The sequence below is a fragment of the Streptomyces sp. NPDC023723 genome, assembly GCF_040639815.1.
GTDB lineage: Bacteria > Actinomycetota > Actinomycetes > Streptomycetales > Streptomycetaceae > Streptomyces.
Genome location: NZ_JBFAAP010000022.1, coordinates 38,452 through 57,773 on the forward strand (window position 1 = coordinate 38,452; position 19,322 = coordinate 57,773).

At 73.4% G+C, this 19,322-nt stretch carries 15 protein-coding genes and 2 pseudogenes; 12 read left to right on the forward strand and 5 right to left on the reverse strand.

Annotated elements, in window-relative coordinates:
* Positions 1 to 108 precede the first annotated feature (108 nt).
* The 8 genes and pseudogenes from AB0G32_RS22600 to AB0G32_RS22635 all read left to right on the forward strand — a co-directional run bounded on the left by AB0G32_RS22600 (position 109) and on the right by AB0G32_RS22635 (position 8,419).
* Positions 109 to 1,176, forward strand: coding sequence for an ABC transporter substrate-binding protein (locus AB0G32_RS22600; RefSeq protein ID WP_361165991.1), 1,068 nt, complete (start codon positions 109 to 111; stop codon positions 1,174 to 1,176).
* A complete protein-coding gene (locus AB0G32_RS22605) occupies positions 1,173 to 2,018 on the forward strand; it encodes an ABC transporter permease (RefSeq protein WP_361165994.1) in 846 nt (281 codons plus the stop codon). Before AB0G32_RS22600 ends, AB0G32_RS22605 begins: the two co-directional genes overlap by 4 nt.
* Positions 1,994 to 2,762: pseudogene (locus AB0G32_RS22610) on the forward strand (ABC transporter ATP-binding protein). Before AB0G32_RS22605 ends, AB0G32_RS22610 begins: the two are co-directional and overlap by 25 nt.
* Positions 2,759 to 4,096 (forward strand): LLM class flavin-dependent oxidoreductase, encoded by a 1,338-nt coding sequence (locus AB0G32_RS22615; protein ID WP_361165997.1) that lies wholly within the window; start codon positions 2,759 to 2,761, stop codon positions 4,094 to 4,096. Before AB0G32_RS22610 ends, AB0G32_RS22615 begins: the two are co-directional and overlap by 4 nt.
* 11 nt (positions 4,097 to 4,107) lie before the next feature.
* Positions 4,108 to 5,044: pseudogene (locus AB0G32_RS22620) on the forward strand (TauD/TfdA family dioxygenase).
* 121 nt (positions 5,045 to 5,165) lie between these two features.
* On the forward strand, positions 5,166 to 6,524 hold the full coding sequence (locus tag AB0G32_RS22625) for an amino acid permease (protein WP_361166000.1): 1,359 nt from the start codon (positions 5,166 to 5,168) through the stop codon (positions 6,522 to 6,524).
* A gap of 85 nt (positions 6,525 to 6,609) precedes the next feature.
* Positions 6,610 to 7,257 carry a superoxide dismutase gene (locus tag AB0G32_RS22630; RefSeq protein ID WP_361166003.1) on the forward strand — a complete coding sequence of 216 codons (648 nt, stop codon included), beginning with the start codon at positions 6,610 to 6,612 and terminating at the stop codon, positions 7,255 to 7,257.
* A gap of 181 nt (positions 7,258 to 7,438) precedes the next feature.
* A complete protein-coding gene (locus AB0G32_RS22635) occupies positions 7,439 to 8,419 on the forward strand; it encodes an NAD(P)-dependent oxidoreductase (protein WP_361166006.1) in 981 nt (326 codons plus the stop codon).
* Position 8,420: 1 nt separating this feature from the next.
* On the opposite strand, the gene AB0G32_RS22640 is transcribed toward AB0G32_RS22635, so the two are convergent.
* Entirely contained in the window at positions 8,421 to 9,059 is a 639-nt protein-coding gene (locus AB0G32_RS22640) for a DsbA family protein (RefSeq protein ID WP_361166008.1), read from the reverse strand.
* A 150-nt stretch (positions 9,060 to 9,209) separates the two neighbouring features.
* Here AB0G32_RS22640 and pepN point away from each other — a divergent pair, with 150 nt between their 5' ends.
* Both pepN and AB0G32_RS22650 read left to right on the forward strand, forming a co-directional pair.
* Entirely contained in the window at positions 9,210 to 11,780 is a 2,571-nt protein-coding gene (gene pepN / locus AB0G32_RS22645) for an aminopeptidase N (RefSeq protein WP_361166011.1), read from the forward strand.
* A gap of 142 nt (positions 11,781 to 11,922) precedes the next feature.
* On the forward strand, positions 11,923 to 12,951 hold the full coding sequence (locus tag AB0G32_RS22650) for a hypothetical protein (RefSeq protein ID WP_361166014.1): 1,029 nt from the start codon (positions 11,923 to 11,925) through the stop codon (positions 12,949 to 12,951).
* Here the strand turns inward: AB0G32_RS22650 and AB0G32_RS22655 are convergent, their stop codons facing one another.
* From AB0G32_RS22655 to AB0G32_RS22665, 3 genes are all read right to left on the reverse strand, one after another.
* Positions 12,952 to 13,185: a hypothetical protein gene (locus AB0G32_RS22655; RefSeq protein ID WP_361166017.1), complete on the reverse strand. Its 234-nt coding sequence runs from the start codon at positions 13,183 to 13,185 to the stop codon at positions 12,952 to 12,954.
* Between the two features lie 12 nt (positions 13,186 to 13,197).
* Complete coding sequence (locus AB0G32_RS22660; RefSeq protein ID WP_361166020.1) at positions 13,198 to 15,633, reverse strand: ATP-binding protein; 2,436 nt, start codon at positions 15,631 to 15,633, stop codon at positions 13,198 to 13,200.
* A 134-nt stretch (positions 15,634 to 15,767) separates the two neighbouring features.
* Positions 15,768 to 16,466 (reverse strand): Crp/Fnr family transcriptional regulator, encoded by a 699-nt coding sequence (locus AB0G32_RS22665; protein ID WP_361166022.1) that lies wholly within the window; start codon positions 16,464 to 16,466, stop codon positions 15,768 to 15,770.
* Between the two features lie 200 nt (positions 16,467 to 16,666).
* On the opposite strand from AB0G32_RS22665, the gene AB0G32_RS22670 reads away from it, so the two are divergent.
* Positions 16,667 to 17,383 (forward strand): hypothetical protein, encoded by a 717-nt coding sequence (locus AB0G32_RS22670; protein WP_361166025.1) that lies wholly within the window; start codon positions 16,667 to 16,669, stop codon positions 17,381 to 17,383.
* 10 nt (positions 17,384 to 17,393) lie between these two features.
* On the forward strand, positions 17,394 to 17,648 hold the full coding sequence (locus AB0G32_RS22675; protein ID WP_361166027.1) for a hypothetical protein: 255 nt from the start codon (positions 17,394 to 17,396) through the stop codon (positions 17,646 to 17,648).
* 36 nt (positions 17,649 to 17,684) lie between these two features.
* On the opposite strand, the gene AB0G32_RS22680 is transcribed toward AB0G32_RS22675, so the two are convergent.
* Positions 17,685 to 19,322: an amino acid ABC transporter substrate-binding protein gene (locus AB0G32_RS22680; RefSeq protein WP_361166029.1), complete on the reverse strand. Its 1,638-nt coding sequence runs from the start codon at positions 19,320 to 19,322 to the stop codon at positions 17,685 to 17,687.

The window sequence follows — 19,322 nt, forward strand, 5'->3', positions numbered from 1 at the left end:
CGTCCGGAGCGCTCTCTTCTCTCGCTCTCTGCTCTCTGCTCTCTTTCTTTCCCCCTCTTTCCCCTTTCCCCTCGCTCGGCTCCGTGCCGTCTGCCCGGGAGTCCCGTCATGCCTTCCCCACCCCTGTCCGGCCTCGACCGGCGTCTCTTCCTCACGTCCCTGCTCGGTGCCGGTGCCGCGGCCGCCGGGCTCAGCGGCTGCGCCGACCGCAGCGCCGCGGCCGACGCGGGCGCCGCCACCGCCCCGCTGGCCGAGCAGGTGCCCGCGGGCACCAGCCTGAAGATCTCCTCGTACCAGAACGTGCAGCAGGTGCAGTTCAAGCTGGCCGGGTTCAGCGGCGAGCTGCCGTTCAAGGTCGCCGACTGGCTGAACGTCGGCGCCGGCCCCGACGTCATCAACGCCTTCCGCGCGGGCTCCCTGGACGTCGCCAACAACGCGGGCATCCCGCCGATCCAGGCGTACTACCAGGGCTACGACGCGAAGATCGTGGCGATCAACATCACCCGCAAGCCGATCTGCCTCTTCGCCACCAGGCCCGGCAGCGACATCCGGGACGTGGCGGGCTTCCAGGGCAAGCGGCTCGCCTTCTCCCAGGGCCAGGCCCAGGGCGTCGTACTGCTGCGCGCCCTGAAGGAGGCCGGGCTGAAGTACGACGACGCGGAGCTGGTGCCGCTGACCAGCAACCAGTTCCTCACCGCGCTCCAGTCCGGCCAGGTCGACATCGCCCCGCTCGGCACCGCCCAGGTGCCCTCGTACCTGGAGCAGTACGGCGCGAAGGGCGCCCGGGTCATCAAGACCGACGTGGTGGACCTGCTCAACCTGCTGTGGGCGCCGGCCACCGTGCTGGCCGACCGGGCGAAGGCCGCCGCGGTCGCCGCGTACGTCCCGTACTGGGCGAAGGGCGCGGTGTGGCAGTACGAGCATCCGGACCAGTGGAACCGGGAGTTCTACGTCAAGACGCAGAACCTGAGCCTCGCGCAGGCCGAGTCGATCACCGAGCTGGCCAACAAGCCGCTGTTCCCGCCGAGCTGGGACGAGGCGGTGCGCTGGGAGCAGGAGACCGCGGATCTGCTGGCGGAGGGCGGTTTCGTGGACGGGTTCGACGTGGAGCGGCTCTTCGACCGCCGTTTCGAGGCGCTCGCCGCCAAGGCCGTACCGGCCGGGTACCGGAGGTGACCGCCGTGACCACGACCACCGCGCGGCCGCCGGTAGGGGCGGCGGAGAGTCCCCGGGTACGGCGGCGCGGGCGGCTGTCCCCCGGCCGCCGGCTGCCCGCCGCCCGGCTGCTCGGTCCCCTCGTCCTGCTCGTCGTCTGGGCCGCCGCCTCCGCCGCCGCTCTGCTCGACCCGGGCGCGATCCCGGCGCCCTGGACGGTGCTGGAGTCCGGCGCCCACCTGTGGACCGACGGCACCCTGCCGGACGACATCCTCACCTCGCTGCGCCGGGCCGGCACCGGGTTCGCGATCGGGCTGGTGGCCGGGGTGGTACTGGCGCTGCTGTCCGGGCTGAGCCGGGCCGGGGAGGCGCTGATCGACGGGAGTGTGCAGCTCAACCGGGCGATCCCGACGCTGGGGCTGATCCCGCTGTTCATCCTGTGGCTGGGCATCGGCGAGACCTTCAAGATCGCGATCATCGCCATCGTCGTGTACATCCCGATCTACCTCAACACCCACGCCGCGCTGTCCGGCATCGACTCCCGGTTCGTCGAACTCGCCGAGGTGCAGGGCCTGTCCCGGCTCGCGTTCGTCCGGCAGGTCGTCGTGCCCGGCGCGCTGCCCGGGTTCTTCGTCGGGCTGCGGCTCGGGGTGACGAACTCCTGGCTGGGCCTGGTGGTCCTGGAGCAGATCAACGCCACCAGCGGCCTGGGCTACCTGATGTTCCAGGCGCAGAACTACGGCCAGACCGACGTGATCCTCGTCGGCCTGGTCGTCTACGGCATCTTCGGCCTGGTCTCCGACACGCTGGTCCGCCTCGTCGAACGGAGGGTGCTGGTATGGCGCCGCACACTGAGCAACTGACCGCACCCGCGGTCCGGCTGGAGGGGCTGACCCGGTCCTTCGCCGGCCGTACGGTCCTGGACGGCATCGATCTCGAACTGCCCGCCGGTCAGTTCACCGCCCTGCTGGGGCACAGCGGCTCCGGCAAGAGCACCCTGCTGCGGGCGGTCGCCGGGCTCGACCACGGGGTGTCCGGTTCCGGCACGCTCACCGCGCCGGAGCGGGTGTCGGTGGTCTTCCAGGACTCCCGGCTGCTGCCCTGGCGCCGGGTGCTGCCCAACGTACTGCTGGGACTGGACGCCCGGAGCGCGGCGGAACGCGGCCGGGCGGCGCTGGCCGAGGTGGGCCTGGCCGGGCGGGAGCGGGACTGGCCGAGCGAGCTGTCCGGCGGTGAGGCGCAGCGCGCGGCGCTCGCCCGGTCGCTGGTCCGCGAGCCCGAACTGCTGCTGGCCGACGAGCCTCCCCCACAGCCCTGAACGGGCGCGGGAGGTGCCCCCAGGGGCGCTGGACGCGCTGACCCGGATCCGGATGCACGGTCTGCTGCGCGAACTGTGGGAGCGGCACCGGCCGTCGGTGCTGCTGGTCACCCACGACGTGGACGAGGCGATCGTGCTCGCCGACCGGGTGCTGGTGCTGGAGCACGGCCGGATCGGCCTGGACCTGGCCGTCGACCGGCCGCATCCGCGCTCGTACCGCGACCCCCTGCTGGGCGAGTACCGGGAGCGGCTGCTGGCCGCGCTCGGAGTCACGGAGGACCGCGGATGAGCGCCCGGGAGCTGCACCTCAACGCGTTCCTGCTGAACACCGGCCACCACGAGGCGTCCTGGCGGCTGCCGGAGAGCGACCCGCACGCGCACCTCGACCTCGCGCACTACAAGCGGCTGGCCCGGACCGCCGAACGCGGCACCTTCGACTCGCTGTTCCTGGCCGACAGTCCGGTGCTGTTCGGCGACGTCGGCCAGCGCCCCGCCGGCACCCTGGAACCGCTCACCCTGCTCACCGCGCTGGCCGGCGCCACCGAGCACATCGGGCTGATCGGCACCGCGTCGACCTCGTACAACGCGCCCTACGACCTGGCCCGCAGATTCGCCTCCCTGGACCACGTCAGCGGCGGCCGGGCCGGCTGGAACATCGTCACCACCGCCGGCGCCGAGGCGGCCCGCAACTTCGGCCTGGACGGCGAGCCGGCGCACGCCGAACGGTACGCGCGGGCCGCCGAGTTCCTGGACGTGGCGCTGAAGCTGTGGGACAGCTGGGAGGACGACCTGGTCGTCGCCGACAAGGCGGCCGGGGTGTGGGGCGACGGCAGCCGGCTGCACCCGCCGCGGCACCGGGGGACGTACTTCCGGGTGGAGGGCGCGCTCGACGTGCCACGGCCGCCGCAGGGCCATCCGCTGCTGGTGCAGGCGGGGTCGTCCGAGGACGGCAAGCGGTTCGCGGCCCGGTACGCGGAGGCGGTGTTCACCGCGCAGCAGACGCTGGCCGGCGCGCGGGCGTTCCACGCCGACCTCAAGGCGCGCGTCCGGGCGGCGGGCCGGGACCCCGGGCATCTGAAGGTGCTGCCCGGGATCGTGCCGGTGGTCGGCTCGACCGAGGCCGAGGCGCGGCGCGCGGAACAGGTGCTGGCGGACCACATCGTGCCCGAGCACGGCCTGCGCCGCCTGGAACACCTGCTGCGCCAGGAGCCGGGCACGCTCCGGCTGGACGCCCGGCTGCCCGCCGACCTGCCGCCCGAGGACGCCGTCGAGGGCGCCAAGAGCCGGTACACGCTGGTGGTGGAACTGGCCCGGCGCGAGCGGCTGACCGTACGGCAGCTGATCACCCGGCTGGGCGGCGGGCGCGGGCACCTCACCTTCGCCGGCACGCCCGAGCAGGTGGCCGCCACCATCGAGACCTGGTTCCGGTCCGGCGCCGCCGACGGCTTCAACATCATGCCCCCGGTGCTGCCCGCGGGCCTGGACACCTTCGTCGACCAGGTCGTGCCCGTCCTGCGCGCCCGCGGCCTGCTGCGCCACGAGTACGGCCCGCGCCGCACCCTGCGCGGGCGCTACGGCCTGCCGCGCCCCGCCAACCAGTACGCCACCCCCGCCCTCGTCTGAGAGGACCGAACATGTCCAGCATCGACATCGAGATCAGCAAGGTCACCGCGCACATCGGCGCCCGCGTCGGCGGCGTCGACCTCTCCGCCCCGCTGGCCGACGACACCGTCGCCGCCCTCCGCGCGGCCCTCAACACCCACAAGGCGCTCGTCTTCGACGACGTCCACCTGGACGACGCGGGCCAGGAGGCGTTCGCCCGCCGGTTCGGCGACGTCACCACCGCCCACCCGACGGTGGCGGCGGTGGACGGTTCCCCGAACGTGCTGCCGGTCGACACCGAGCTGGGCGTCGCCAACCACTGGCACACCGACGTCACCTTCGTCCTCAACCCGCCGCAGGCCAGCACCCTGCGCAGCATCACCGTCCCGCCGTACGGCGGCGAGACCCTGATCGCCAGCTCGGCCGCCGCCTACCGGGCACTGCCCGCGCCGCTGCGCGCGCTCGCCGACACGCTGTGGGCGGAGCACACCAACGACTACGACTACGCGGTGCCGAAGGAGACGGTCGACGAGGAGCAGGCCGCCCGCCGGGCCGTCTTCACCGCCATCAAGTACCGCACCGCCCACCCGGTGGTCCGCGTGCACCCTCCCCCAGTTCTCGGCTTCGCTCGAACCGGGGGGACCCCCATCCGGCGAGCGCGGCCTGTTCATCGGCGGGTTCGCGCAGCGGATCGTGGGCCTGTCGACCGCCGAGTCCCGCACCCTGCTGGACCTGCTCCAGTCGTACGTCACCCGCCCCGAGCACGTGCTGCGCTGGCGCTGGTCGCCGGACCAGCTCGTCCTGTTCGACAACCGCATCACCCAGCACTACGCCGTCGACAACTTCGACCGGCTGCCGCGCCGCCTGCACCGGGTCACCGTCGCCGGGGACGTCCCGGTCGGCATCGAGGGCAAGGAGTCGTACGTGATCGAGGGGGACGCCTCGCACTACACGAGCGTCGCGGGGTAACCGGAACATCACCCTCCGGAAGACGATCGTCCGCATACTGGGCGGTCACCTCGGGCCCGCTGTGCGTACGCCCAGACTGTGGGCGTTTTTGCCCCCGCACCGCAAGGGACCAGCCGCGCCCATGCCCACCAGCACCACACCCCCCTCGTTGTCGCACGGCCTGAAACAGCGCCATCTGTCGATGATCGCCCTGGGCGGGGTGATCGGGGCGGGGCTGTTCGTGGGGTCCGGCGCCGGGATCGCCGCCGCCGGGCCCTCGATCGTCATCGCGTACGCCCTCTCCGGGCTGCTCGTGATGCTGGTGATGCGGATGCTGGGCGAGATGTCCGCCGCGTACCCGTCCTCGGGGTCCTTCTCCGCGCACGCCGAGCGGGCGATCGGGCCGTGGGCCGGGTTCACGGCGGGCTGGGCGTTCTGGGTGCTGCTGTGCTCGGCGGTCGGGCTGGAGGGCATCGGCGCCGCACAGATCGTCACGGGGTGGCTGCCGGGCACGCCCGAGTGGCTGTGGGTGGCGCTGTTCATGGTGCTGTTCTGCGGCGCCAACCTGGCCGCCGTGCGGAACTTCGGCGAGTTCGAGTTCTGGTTCGCCGCGCTCAAGGTCGGCGCGATCACCCTGTTCCTGGTGCTGGGCGTGCTGGCGGTCACCGGCGTGCTGCCCGGCACCGACTCGCCCGGCACCTCGCATCTGACCCCCTTCCTCCCGCACGGCGGCGACGGCCTGATCATCGGCCTGCTGGCCTCGGTCTTCGCCTACGGCGGCCTGGAGACGGTCACCATCGCCGCCGCCGAGTCGGAGGACCCGGTCAAGGGCGTCGCACGCGCGGTGCGCACCGCCATGTGGCGGATCGCGGTGTTCTACGTCGGCTCGATGGCGGTCGTCGTCACCCTCGTCCCGTGGGACGGCGCGGAGGTGGTGACGAGCGGCCCGTACGTCGCCGCCCTCGACGAACTGGGCATCCCGGGCGCCGGCCAGGTGATGAACGTGGTCGTCCTGGCCGCCCTGCTGAGCGCGATGAACGCCAACATCTACGGCTCCTCCCGCATGGCCTACTCCCTGGTGCGGCGCGGCCAGGGCCCGAAGGCGCTGGGCCGGATCTCGGGCGGCGTCCCGCGCACCGCCGTCCTGGTCTCCTCCGTCTTCGGCTTCGGCTGCGTGCTGCTCAGCTACTGGCGGCCGGACGACGTCTTCCCCTGGCTGCTGAACATGACCGGCGCGGTGATCCTGGTGGTCTGGGCCTTCATCGCCGTCTCGCAGCTCAGGCTGCGCCGCCGCCTGGCGCGGGAGGCGCCGCAGCTGCTGGTGGTGCGCATGTGGGGCTTCCCGTGGCTGACCTGGGTGGCGCTGGCGGGGATGGCCACGATCTTCGTCCTGATGGCGCGGGAGCCGGACACCCGGGTGCAGCTCTGCTCGACGGGCGCGATGACGGTGGCGCTGGCGGTGATCGGCCGACTCCGGCAGCGCCGCCGCGCCGACGGCTAGCCGCCGCCTCCCCTCCCACCTCTTCTGCTGCTAGCGTGCACTTGCAAGCTACTTGCAATAAGAGGTCGGAGGGGATCGATCCGTCATGCCCGTGTACACGCTTCCTGAACTGCCGTACGACTACTCCGCACTGGCCCCCGTGATCAGTCCCGAGATCATCGAGCTGCACCACGACAAGCACCACGCGGCGTACGTGAAGGGCGCCAACGACACCCTGGAGCAGCTCGCCGAGGCCCGCGACCAGGAGCGGTGGGGATCGATCAACGGCCTGGAGAAGAACCTCGGCTTCCATCTCTCCGGGCACGTCCTGCACTCGGTCTACTGGCAGAACATGACCGGCCCGAAGGACGGCGGGGGCGAACCGCTGGCCGCCGACGGGGTGGGCGACCTCGCCGACGCGATCACCGAGTCCTTCGGCTCCTTCGCCGGCTTCAAGGCCCAGCTGACGAAGGCCGCCGCGACCACGCAGGGCTCGGGCTGGGGCGTCCTCGCGTACGAGCCGCTCAGCGGCCGGCTGATCGTCGAGCAGGTCTACGACCACCAGGGCAACGTCGGCCAGGGATCGGTGCCGATCCTGGTCTTCGACGCCTGGGAGCACGCCTTCTACCTGCAGTACCGGAACCAGAAGGTCGACTTCATCGACGCCATGTGGGCGGTCGTCAACTGGCAGGACGTGACCCGGCGGTACGCGGCGGCCCGGTCCCGTACCGATGTACTGCTGCTGGCGCCCTGACAACCCTGACAACCCTGACCGCCCGGCGAAGCGTCCCGCCTCGTGATCGTCTTCTCACCCTTCACGACGGCGGGCGGCGGAACGGGAGCCCCCGCGAGGACGTGACTCGCGGGGGCTCCCCGGGTTTTTGGGCCCGCGCGGGGGATTGACGCCGGATCGGGGCGCGCGCAAGGTCCGTAGGATGAGCGATCCGTTACGTGTCGTGGCCGCCGGGGACGACGTCGTCCCGCCGGCGCTGATCGCCCGCGCGATCGGTGCCGAGCTGCGCGAGCGGCCGGTGTCCCTCCATGACCTCACCGCCGCCACCGAACCCGAGCTGACCGAGGCGCTGCGCACCGGCGCCGAGGTCCTGATCACCCGGGACGGCCCGGTCACCGAGCGGGTCCTGGACGCCTGCCCGGCGCTGCGGCTGGTCGTGGTGTGCCGGGGCGGGCCGCCGCCGGTCGACCTGGACGCGGCCAAGCGGCACGACGTGACCGTCTGCCGCACCCCCGGCAGCGAGGCCGCCGCCACCGCCGAGTACACCCTCGGTCTGATGCTGTCGGCGCTGCGCCGCATCCCACGCGCCCACGAACTGCTGGTGCGCGGCGGCTGGGCGGACGCGGCCCGGCACGCCCGGGAGCACGGCGGCCTGGAGCTGGAGGACCTGCCGGTCGGCGTGCTGGGGCACGGGGCGGTCGGCGGCCGGGTGGCCCGGGTGCTGTGCGCGTTCGGCGCGCAGGTCATGGTCTACGACCCGTACGTCCGCGGCGAGATCCACGGGCTGCGGGTGCCGTCCCTCGACGACCTGCTCGGCCGTTCCCGGGTGCTCACCCTGCACGCCCGCCCCGGACCGGACGCCCCCGTCGTGATCGGCGCCCGCGAGCTGGCGCTGCTGCCGCGCGGGGCGGTGGTGGTGAACACCGCGCGCGGCGCGCTGCTGGACGAGGACGCGCTGTGCGACGCGCTGGAGAGCGGGCAGGTGTCGGCCGCCGCCCTGGACTGCCACGGCCGCGAGCCACTGCCGGAGGACTCACGCCTGCTGGCCCTCACCGACCGGGTGGTCCTCACTCCGCACCTGGGCGGCACGTCCCGGGCGGTGGCCGAGAAGGCGGCCCGGGCGGCGGCGCAGGAGGTCGGCCGCTGGGTGCGCGGGCAGCCACCCGCGCACCCGCTGACCTGACCTACAGGTTGCTGAAGTCCGGGCCCTTGATACGGGTGCGCTTGATCTCGTAGAAACCGGGGACCGAGGCGACCGCGAGGGTGCCGTCCCACAGCCGGGCGGCCTCCTCGCCCTTGGGGGCGGGGGTGACGACCGGGCCGAAGAAGGCGACCTGCGCACCGTCGGCGCCGGGGACCGCGATGACCGGGGTGCCCACCTCCTGGCCGACCTTGTCGATGCCCTCCTGGTGGGAGGCGCGCAGCTGCGGCTCGTACGGCGTGCCGTCCCAGTGGTCCAGGAGGGAGTCGGGCAGGCCCGCCTCCTTCAGCGCGGCGGCGGTGGCCTCCTTGGTCGGGCCCTCGCCCTGGTTGTGGAAGCGGGTGCCGAGCGCGGTGTACAGGGCGCCGAGGACCTCGGGGCCGTGCTCCTCCTGCGCGGCGATGACGACCCGGACCGGGCCCCAGGCCTTGGTCCGCATCGTCTCGCGGTAGTCCTCGGAGAGTTCTTCCAGCTTGTTTTCGTTGAGGACGGCCAGGCTCATCACGTGCCAGCGCACCTGGATGTCACGGACCTTCTCCACCTCCAGCACCCAGCGGGAGGTGAGCCAGGCCCAGGGGCATCGCGGGTCGAACCAGAAGTCGACGGGGGTCTTCTCCAACATGTCTCTCCTCGTGGGGCATGCGGTGCGACGGACGACGTCTCGTTGAACACCTGGCCGGGCCGCGCCCATTCCCCGGCTATCCGCCGTCAGGGGCACATGGGAGGATCGGTGCTGTCCACATCCTGAACACGTGCCGAGGGAGTGCCGCCCGTGCCCGGTGAGAATCTGTCCCGCGACGAGGCCCGGGAGCGGGCCGCCCTGCTGTCCGTCGACGGGTACGAGGTGTCCCTCGACGTGCGCTCGGCGATCGGCGGCCACGACGGGGACGGGCCGCGCACCTTCCGCTCCGTCACCACCGTCCGCTTCCGCTGCAACGAGCCGGGCGCCGCCAGCTTCGCCGACCTGATCGCGCCGGGCGTGACCGCCGTGTCGCTCAACGGCCGCGACCTCGACCCAAGCGAGGTCTTCGACGGCTCCCGGATCACCCTGGAGGACCTGGCCGCCGACAACGAGCTGGTGGTCGACGCGCAGTGCGCGTACTCCCGTACCGGCGAGGGCCTGCACCGCTTCGTCGACCCCGAGGACGGCGAGGTGTACCTCTACACCCAGTACGAGCCGGCCGACTCGCGCCGGGTCTTCGCGAACTTCGAGCAGCCCGACCTGAAGGCGCCCTTCCGGTTCGAGGTGCGGGCGCCGGAGGAGTGGACGGTGTGGTCGGGCGGCGCGGGCGAGCGCGTCGACGGGGTGTGGCGGTTCGCGGAGACGAAGCCCGTCTCGACGTACATCACCTGCGTGGTGGCGGGTCCGTACCACTACGTGACCGACTCCTACGAGCGCGTCCTCGCGGACGGCACCCGGCTGGAGATCCCGCTCGGCGCGCTGTGCCGCAAGGGGCTGGCGCCCTACTTCGACGCCGACGACGTCTTCCTGATCACCAAGCAGGGGCTGGACTTCTTCCACGACCACTTCGACTACCCGTACCCGTTCGGCAAGTACGACCAGGCGTTCGTGCCGGAGTACAACCTGGGGGCGATGGAGAACCCGGGTCTGGTGACCTTCCGGGAGGAGTACATCTTCCGCGGCAAGGTGACCCGGGCGTCCTACGAGGGCCGCGCCAACACGATCCTGCACGAGATGGCGCACATGTGGTTCGGTGACCTGGTCACCATGGAGTGGTGGGACGACCTGTGGCTGAAGGAGTCCTTCGCGGACTTCATGGGCACCTTCGCCAACGTCGGCGCGACCCGCTTCAAGGACGCCTGGATCACCTTCGCCAACCGCCGCAAGGCGTGGGCCTACCGCGCCGACCAGCTGCCCTCCACCCACCCGGTCACGGCCGACATCCGGGACCTGGAGGACGCCAAGCTCAACTTCGACGGCATCACGTACGCGAAGGGCGCCTCCGTCCTCAAGCAGCTCGTGGCGTACGTCGGCCAGGACGCGTTCCTGGAGGGCGCGCGGCGCTACTTCAAGCGGCACGCGTACGGCAACACCCGCCTCGGCGACCTGCTGTCGGTGCTGGCGGAGACCAGCGGCCGGGACATGGCGGCCTGGGCCCGCTCCTGGCTCCAGACGGCCGGCGTGAACGCGCTGACCCCGCAGGTGCTGCTCACCACCGACGGGCGGATCGACGAGCTGGCGGTGGTGCAGGAGGCGGCCGAATCGCACCCGGAACTGCGTCCGCACCGGGTGGCGGTCGGTCTGTACCGGCGGGGCGAGGGCGGCGCGCTCGAGCGGTACGCGCGGGCCGAGGCGGACGTCGACGGGCCGCGTACGGTGGTGGCCGAACTGGCCGGGCAGCAGGCACCCGAACTGGTCCTGGTCAACGACGACGACCTCACGTACTGCAAGATCCGCTTCGACGCGACCTCGCTGGCCACGCTGCGGGCCGGGCTCGGTGACCTGACCGACCCGCTGGCCCGCGCGCTGTGCTGGTCGGCGCTGTGGAACATGACCCGGGACGCGCTGCTGCCGGCCCGGGACTTCATCGGCCTGGTGCTGCGGTTCGCGGGGCGCGAGTCGGAGATCGGCGTGCTCCAGATGCTGCACGCCTGGGCCGACTCGGCGCTGACCCACTACGCGGCCCCCGAGTGGCGGCGGACCGGCGGCCGGCTGCTGGCCGAGGGCGCGCTGCGGGAGCTGCGGGCGGCGGCGCCGGGCGGCGAGCCGCAGTTGGCGTGGGCGCGGTTCCTCGCGGCGGTGGCCGCCGAGGAGGCGGACCTCGCGCTGCTGCGCGAACTGCTGGCGGGCACCGAGAAGATCGACGGGCTGGACGTCGACCAGGAGCTGCGCTGGGCGTTCCTGGAGCCGCTGGCCGCGCACGGGGCGGCCGACGAGGCGGTGCTCGCCGCCGAACTGGCCCGGGACGACACCGCGTCCGGCAAGCGGCACCAGGTGCGGTGCCTGGCCGCCCGGCCGTCGGCGGCGGTGAAGGCGCAGGCGTGGGCGCAGGTGGTGGAGTCGGACGCGCTGTCCAACGCGCTGGTGGAGGCGACCATCGCGGGCTTCGCCCGGCCGTCGCAGCGGGCGCTGGTCGCGCCGTACGCGGAGAAGTACTTCGCGGTGATCGAGCGGGTGTGGAGCGAGCGGTCGATCCAGATCGGGATGGATGTGGTGCGGGGGCTGTTCCCGGCGTTCCAGGACTCGCCGGAGACGCTGGCGGCGACCGACGCGTGGCTGGCGGCCCACGAGGGAGCCGCGCCCGCGCTGCGCCGACTGGTGCTGGAGGCCCGGGACGATCTGGCGCGGACGCTGCGGGGGCAGGAGTGCGACGGCAGTTAGTCGTGCGCGCCCCTGAGGGCGCGCTGCGGGAACCGTCCATATGAACGTCGAACATGCGCGCTTTAGTGCCGCCTTGTCCTGAATTGGTGGCGGGCTTGTAACAGGGGTTACGGGAGGGGGCGGGTGCGGGAAATTGCGGGGCATGACGCACAACACCCCGCTCTCCCCCCGCCCGCTGCACCACCTGGCCGCCCTCGGTGCCGGACGGGTCCTGACCGTCGCCCAGTTGCGGGCGCACGGGGTCACGGCCGCCGCGGCCGACGCGCAGTGCCGGCCCGGTGGTCCCTGGCAGCGGCTGCTGCCCGGTGTCGTCCTGCTCCGCCCCGGACCACCGACCAGCGAGGAGCGGCTGCACGCCGTACTGCTGTACACGGCGCGGGAGCGGACCGAGGGCGCGGTGCCGGCCCAGCCGGGGCCGGATGCGCCGGAGCGGCCCGAGGCGATGATCACGGGCCTGGCCGCGCTGACCCTGCACGGGGTCACCGGCGCGCCCCCGCTGCCGTCCCTGGAGGTCATCGACGTCCTGGTGCCCCGGCAGCGCCGGCTGCGGTCGGCCGGCTGGGCGCGGATCGTCCGTACCGCCGCGCTGCCCGCGGCGCAGAGCGTCACCGGTGTGCCCGTGGCGCCGGTCGCCCGGGCCCTGGCCGACGCGGTGGCGGGCCTGACCGACGCGCGGACCGTGCACCGGCTGATGACCGAGGCGGTACGCGGCGGACACTGCGAACCGACTGCGTTGGTAAGGGAGTTGCGGCGGGCCCGGCTGCTGAGCCGGCCGCACGTGGTGGACGCGGTGGAGTCGCTGGTGGCCGAGGGGCGGGCGCTCGCGGAGCAGCGGCTGTACCGGATGGTGCGGGAGTACGGGCTGCCGGACCCGGTCTGGAACGTCGACCTGCGGCTGCCCGGCGGCCCTCACCTGGGCGGCCTCGACGCGTACTGGCCGGAGCAGGCGGTCGCGGTGGAACTGGACACCCGCGCCCACCGGCACGACGCACCGGCCTCCCGGGGGGCCCGGGGGCGCGAGCACCTGGAGCGGCTGGGCATCACCGTCGTCCGGCTCACGCCGCGAGGGCTGCGGGACCGTCCGGAGCAGCAGGCGGTGGTGGTGCGGACGGCACTGATGGCGGCGGGCGAGCAGCCGCCCGCCGCGTACGTGGTGGTGCTGCCCCGGTAGTCAGCGCTGCTGCTGGGTTTCGTCCGGGCCGAGGTACTGGTTGCCGTTCAGCACGGCGTAGACGGTGGCGCCCTGGTCCGCCGTGTTGTTCATGACCGGGCCGGCGGGCTGCGCGGCCGGGCCGGGCGGGCGGGCGTCGACGCGGTTGCCGTCGCCGACCACTACGGGGCCGTGGGCGTCGCCGCCGATGCGGACGGAGTTGTTGCTGCCGGGCTGCTGGTTCTTTCGGGACATCGGCGTGCCTTTCTAGGACATCCTGGTGAGGGTGAACGAGCCGCAGGTGAGGCACTCCAGGGCCGGGTCCGCGTCCGACGGCAGAGCGACGGAGAGGTACGCGGTGTCCGGGTCGGAGCTGAGCGTGATGGTCTTGAGCACCTCCCCGATGGGGGTTCCGCACTTGTCGTCGACGTCGTACGCCAGCTCCTCGGCGCTGTAGGTGCCGCCACCGCCGGTGTACTCCGTGGTGTGGGTCTCGCCGCAGTTGTCCTGCCACGGGGACGTGTAACTGTCCGAACCCGACTCCGTGAACTGGACCATGCGTCCGTCGCTTAACTGCCACACGCCCGCGAGCCCGGTCGGTTCCGGCGTCGGTGTCGGTTTCTCCTCGTCGTAGATGCTCGTGTCCGGCGGTGTGTAGGGGGCGGAGTAGCTCGCGGACGGGGCGGTGGTGCTGGACGAGGTGTGCTGGGCGTCCTGGTACTGGTCCACCGCGACGCCGCCGATGACGACGGCGGCGACGGCCGCGAGGACCTTGAGGACCGCAGCGGCGGCTCCGGTGCTCACCGGTGCGGTCGCGGCGGTCGCGGCGGTCGCGGCGGACAGGTCGGGGGGCGGGGTGCCGGGCGTGGTCGTGGTCGGGCCGGAAACGGAGTACGGGTCGGTGCCGGCCGGCGGGTTCGCCGGGTGGGCGAACGACGGGCCCGGATCGGCGCCCGGCGCGTGCGCCGTCGAGGCGGCGGACGGATCGGGCCCGGGTGGGTTCATCGCCTGCCCCGCCGAGCCGTCGCCCCCCGGCGGACTCGCTCCCTGCCCCGCCGAGCCGTCGCCGCCCGAGGGGCCGGTCGCCTGGCTGTTCGTCGGGTCGGCCAACGGCGGGTCCGCGGGTGACTGTGCCGGTACCGGGTCCGGGGACGACGGGCCGGACGGTGTGGCGGCGGTGCCCGCGTCGGGCGGTGGCTGCTGGGGCAGGTACTGCTGGGCCGCCGACGCCGCCTCGGCGCCCTGGCTGTCGCCCAGGTCGTGCCAGAGCTTGACCGCGCCGGCCAGCAGCACCCCCGCGGCGACCCGGTTGCCGGTCAGCGCCGCGCGGACGCCCTGCTCGTGCGTGAAGTACGCCTCCGCCCACCGGTCCTCGGCCCGCCGTGCCGCCGGCAGCCCGCGGTCCAGGAGGCGGCCCCAGACGCCGAACCGCAGCGAGCGGGCCAGCGCCGGGGAGGCGGCGCGGGCCACCCGGACGGCGAGGTCGGGACGGCCCGCCCGGTCCGCGAGCTCGGCGACCCGTTCCAGCGCGCCGGTGTGCGCGGCGACCTGGGCGGGGCTGGTGGTGGCCTGCCCGGCCCAGCGCGCGAAGTGGTGGCACAGCTGCTCCACGGAGAACGGCGCGGGCCCGCCGTGCTCCCGCAATGCCGGTACGACGTCGGTGACCACCCGGTAGCCCCGCTCCGTCTCCTCGGCCAGCCCGAGCACGGCGAGCGAGGCGTACAGCGCGCCGGGGTCCTCGGCGCCGTCCAGCAGCCCGAGGTGCGCGGGGTCGACCTCGGCGCCGCCGAGGATGCCCAGGAGGTGCAGGGCGCGCCGGGCCGGTGCGTCGAGCCGGGCGAGCAGCGGGGGCAGCAGTTCGGCCACCGCGCCGGGCCGGGGCAGCGTGGCCGCCGGGTCGAGCCGGGCGAGGGCCGCCGCCCGCAGCAGCGGCAGGGGCCGGCCCGCCGCGGCCTCCCACAGGGCCGCGGCGACGTCCTGCTCGTCGGCCTCGACCACGTGCCGGCCCAGTTCCCGGCCGAGCAGTTCCATCGCCGCGTCCAGGTCGACGCCGGTCAGCCGCCGCGCGGTGCCGTCGTCGCCGAGCAGCGAGCCCTCCCGGGAGGCGAGGACGAACGTGGCGTCGGGCGCGGTGTCCATGAGCGCGCGCAACTGCGCCGGGGCGTAGTCGGCGTTGTCGACGTACACCGTCACTTTCAGACCCGTCATGAGGCGGCACAGGTCGCTGGTGGCGGGGGCGTAGCCGCTGGTCTCGTAGCAGGCCTCGAACATGTCCTGGGCGAGGTCCTCGGGTTCGCGCCGGGCGGCGTCGAGGAAGAGCACCCCGTGCTCGCCGGGCGGCAGCGCGCGGGCGGCGTAGCGCAGCAGCGCGCTCTTGCCGACGCCGGGCTCACCCCACAGCTGCACCGTCTCACCGGCCGCGACGGCCGCGGCGAGCACGGCGAGTTCGGCTTCCCGGCCGAGCGGCGCGCGCTGCCGGCGCGGCAGCAGCGCGACGGTGCGCCGGCGCTCGGGGCGCGGCCGCCGGCCCGCCATGAGCACGGTCACCGTGGACCCGTGGTCCGCGTCGATGACGAGGTTGTGGGAGCCCACCACGACCGGCCCGTTGGCGTCCCCCTCGATGTCGGCCCGGTTCCCGCCGGGCCGGCCGGCCTCGGCCGCGTCGTCCCAGTCGTTCCTGTCGTTTCCGTCGTTTTCGGCCATCGTCACCCCGTTGTCGTGCTGTCCGACCGTCGAACGACCCGTCACGCTAGCCCCGTGCGTCGGCCCGGCCCCCGTAGATTTACGGTTTCCCGGTGGCCCGCGCAGGGCTGCCACCGACCTCTCACAAGCGGCGTTCAGCGTTCCGCGTAGGCGATGGCGTGCAGCCGGCGCAGGTCGTCGACACGGATGGAGCGGTAGCCGGGGGTGACCACCTCGGTCTCCCGGAACCGGCGCAGGGTCTTGTGCACGCTGGGCTCCGAGGCGCCCGCGAGCGTCGCCAGTTCCTGCTGGGTGATCGGCCAGCGGATCTCGGCGCCCGCGCCGGCCGGTGCGCCGTACGCGAGGGCCAGGTGGTGCAGCACCCGGGCCACCCGGGTGGCCGCGTCGCAGCCGGTGAAGGTGACCCGGTGGGTGGTGGCGGCGCGCAGCTTGGCCACCACGGTCTGCTGGAGGGCGTGCGCGATGCGGTGCTCGGCACGGGTGCAGGCGTCCAGCTCGGCCCGCGTGACGCTGCGCGCGAGCACCGGTCCGCAGGCGGTCACCGTGGCCGAGCGGGGGCGGCCGTCGACGGCGGCGAACTCGCCGACGATGTCACCGCCGACCCGGACGGCCAGCAGCGCGTCGCGGCCGTCGTCGGCGTGCGCGGTGACCTTGACCAGGCCGTTCAGCAGGATCAGTACGTGGTCGGTGCGGTCGCCCTCGCGCAGCAGCACCCGCCCTGCCGGGTACGGCACCCGGGTGCCCAACTCCAGCAGCCGCCGCCGGTCGGCCGGGGCGAGGCCGCCGAGCAGGGTGCCGGGCGGCCAGTCGCCGTCCGTGCGGCCTGCGTCCATCGGTTCCGCCTCCCTCTGGGGTCCGTTCTCGCCGCCCGGACCAGTGTGCGCACCAGAAAGGTCCCCCGGCCCCACCACTCCTCATATTCCTACGGGTTGTCCGCCCGGCCCCCGGGTCACACTGGGGCAGGGGGAGCCGGCGCGGGGCCCGTCACGCACGGGCTCCGCGCCACCGGTCGACCGAGAAGGGCGCGTGCCGCGTGGCAGAGCAGTGGGAGTACCGGGCCGTACTGGCCGTGGACATCGAGAAGTCGTCGGGACGCGGCAATGTGCCGCTGCTGCGGAACCGGGAGACGCTGCGGTCGGTGCTGCGCACGGCCTGCGCGCGGGCCGGCGTCGACTGGACGGCGTGCCCGCGCGCCGATCTGGGCGACGGACTGCTGCTGGCCGCGCCCGCCGGGACCCGGAAGGCGAACCTGCTCCATCCGCTCGTACGCGACCTCGCCGGGCTGCTGACCGATCACAACGCCGCCGCCCGGGACGACGCCACCCGCATCCGGGTCCGCCTCGCCCTGCACGCCGGGGAGATCTGTCTGACGCCCGGCGGTGAGGTGGCCGGGAGCCCGCTGGAGACGCTGGCCCGGCTGCTGGACGCCCCGGCGGCGCGCGAGGCACTGGCCTCGGCCCCGGGCACCGTGCCGCTCGCCCTGCTGATGTCGCAGCACTTCTACGACGACACGGTGCGGCACGGCTACGACGGCATCGATCCGGGCCAGTTCCACCAGGTGGACGTCAAGGTGAAGGAACTCGCCACCCAGGCATGGCTGCACACCCCCGGCTGGACCCCGGCGCGCCCGAAGCCGCCCGCCGCCCGGCCGGACGGCAGCGCCACGATGACCAACACCGCCTCGCACGGCGGTGCCGTCTACGCCAACCAGAACGGCGACCAGCACATCACCGTCACCCGGGGCAGCTGAAGGAGCGCCGATGAACGACGAACTCTCCCTGGTCACCGAGACGGGGACCGCCGCGCTGGTCGCCGCCATGGCCACCGACCTGTGGCAGGAGATCCGCGACGCGGTCACCGCGCCGTTCCGCCGCACCGGCGACGCCCGTCCGCCCACGGCGGAACACCGGCCCGACGACACCCCGCCCGCACTGCGCCAGACGAACACCGCACGGGACGGCGCGTCCGTCTTCGCCGTACAGCAGGGCACCCAGCACGTGCACGGGCGGGGGTGACTCACCCAGCCCCGGAACGCCCGCTGAGCGGCCGTCTCAGGACGTGCCGCTCGGGATCACGCAGTTCTTCGGCTGCGGGGTGCCGGTGGGCCAGCCCAGGCCGACGAACTGCAAGGTGCCGCCCGAGCCCTGGCCCGGGCGCAGTTCGACCACCGCGACCGGCTTGTCATACGGATTTCCGCCGCTGGTCAGGCAGATCAGGCCGCTCGTGCCCCGCACCCGGTGCGCCGACTGGAGTTTCGACCACTCCTGACGGACGTCCGCGAGGCTGGGCGCCTGCTCGGCGTTGTTGCCCTGCATCTCGTGCAGGGCGGTGCCGATGGTGACCAGGCCGTCGTGGACGAGCATGGTGCGGGAGTCCTTCAGGTCCGGGGTGGAGCCGAGGTCCGTGCCCGCCTTGCTCACGCTCTCGATCAAGTCGTCGAGTGCGTCCAGGGCCGCCTTGGGCTCCGTGAGGTACTGGGGGAGTTCCGCCGCGGTCGGCTCGCGGTCGTGGGTGGCCCGCCACCGCTCGGTCCAGGCGGCCAGTTCGGTGTCCCAGGCATCCGGGTGCGCGGGGGCGGCGTACTGGACCGTCACCTTCGCCGCGCCGTCCTCGCCGCCCAACTGCGCCCAGTCCCGCTCGGTCATGGTCTGTCGCAGCGAGGCGGCGTCGGAGCCGCTGACCAGGGTGAAGTGCCGGTCGGCGCAGGTCTGCCTGGCGAGCGTGAGCGCGAAGATCCGCAGGTGCAGCGTGCGCCCCGCGAAGTAGACGGTGTCGGCCGCGGACTGGCAGATGTTGTTGGCGATCTGCTCGAACACGCTGCCGGTCGAGCCGGCCTCGTCGATCCCCGGCGATTCGAAGGGCGAGTCGGCGGGACCGGCCGGGCCCGTCTCCTCGATCCCCCGGAACGCGCTCGCCAGCGACTCGACGTAGGCGTCCGGGCGGGTGTCGTAGACCAGCACCGTCCGGGCGTCGCGCCGGCCCCGCTCGCCGTTGAAGTTGGCCAGGGCCTCGGCCGCGTCGCCGTTGGTGGCGATGATCCGGGCCAGGCCGGGGAACCGTTGCTTCTTCCCGTCGACGTTCGCGATCCCGTCCCCGCTGATCCGGGAGGCGAGCACCGGGACGCCGCCCTGTGTCAGACGTTCGACGGCCTGCTGGGTGGCGTCGAGGCTGAGGTTGAAGCCCGTGACGGCCCGCAACTTGTCCTGGCCGGACGCGGCCATGTCGAGCAGCGTGCTCACGACCTTGTCCTGATGGCCGTAGTTCTGCCCGGGGTTGGCCAGCACGAGCCGGATCCTGGGCACTATGCCCTCGCCCGAGTTGGCCTGCCGCTGTCCCAGATACGCGCCCTGGAGGTCGCTGCGCATCTGCCGCCGCAGTCCGGGCGTGTCCGACTGGAGCGGCAGCATCATCGCCACGGTGACGTGCGGCTGGTCCGCGATCCTGTCGTTCTCCGCCGCGATGGCCTTGGCCACCGCGCTGATCGTCGATGTGCCGAAGTCGTAGCCCGAGCCGTCGACCCCGACGCACTCGTCGCCGATCTTCTCGACGCCCTCGTGGCAGGTGTCCGGCTTCTGGAGGGCGGGCACGCCGTACAGGCCGGCGGCCAGGAGCACCGCCACGCCCGCCAGCGCGTAGAGGATCTTCCCCCACCTGGGCAGTCGGTTCCAGCCGGGTAGCCGGATGGCCAT

Excerpts from the sequence above, each read along its gene's own strand:
- AB0G32_RS22600 (WP_361165991.1), top strand. The coding sequence starts at position 109 with ATGCCTTCCCCACCCCTGTCCGGCCTCGACCGGCGTCTCTTCCTCACG.
- AB0G32_RS22615 (WP_361165997.1), top strand. The coding sequence starts at position 2,759 with ATGAGCGCCCGGGAGCTGCACCTCAACGCGTTCCTGCTGAACACCGGC.
- AB0G32_RS22625 (WP_361166000.1), top strand. The coding sequence starts at position 5,166 with ATGCCCACCAGCACCACACCCCCCTCGTTGTCGCACGGCCTGAAACAG.
- AB0G32_RS22630 (WP_361166003.1), top strand. The coding sequence starts at position 6,610 with ATGCCCGTGTACACGCTTCCTGAACTGCCGTACGACTACTCCGCACTG.
- AB0G32_RS22635 (WP_361166006.1), top strand. The coding sequence starts at position 7,439 with ATGAGCGATCCGTTACGTGTCGTGGCCGCCGGGGACGACGTCGTCCCG.
- AB0G32_RS22640 (WP_361166008.1), bottom strand. The coding sequence starts at position 9,059 with ATGTTGGAGAAGACCCCCGTCGACTTCTGGTTCGACCCGCGATGCCCC.
- AB0G32_RS22650 (WP_361166014.1), top strand. The coding sequence starts at position 11,923 with ATGACGCACAACACCCCGCTCTCCCCCCGCCCGCTGCACCACCTGGCC.
- AB0G32_RS22655 (WP_361166017.1), bottom strand. The coding sequence starts at position 13,185 with ATGTCCCGAAAGAACCAGCAGCCCGGCAGCAACAACTCCGTCCGCATC.
- AB0G32_RS22660 (WP_361166020.1), bottom strand. The coding sequence starts at position 15,633 with ATGGCCGAAAACGACGGAAACGACAGGAACGACTGGGACGACGCGGCC.
- AB0G32_RS22665 (WP_361166022.1), bottom strand. The coding sequence starts at position 16,466 with ATGGACGCAGGCCGCACGGACGGCGACTGGCCGCCCGGCACCCTGCTC.
- AB0G32_RS22675 (WP_361166027.1), top strand. The coding sequence starts at position 17,394 with ATGAACGACGAACTCTCCCTGGTCACCGAGACGGGGACCGCCGCGCTG.
- AB0G32_RS22680 (WP_361166029.1), bottom strand. The coding sequence starts at position 19,322 with ATGGCCATCCGGCTACCCGGCTGGAACCGACTGCCCAGGTGGGGGAAG.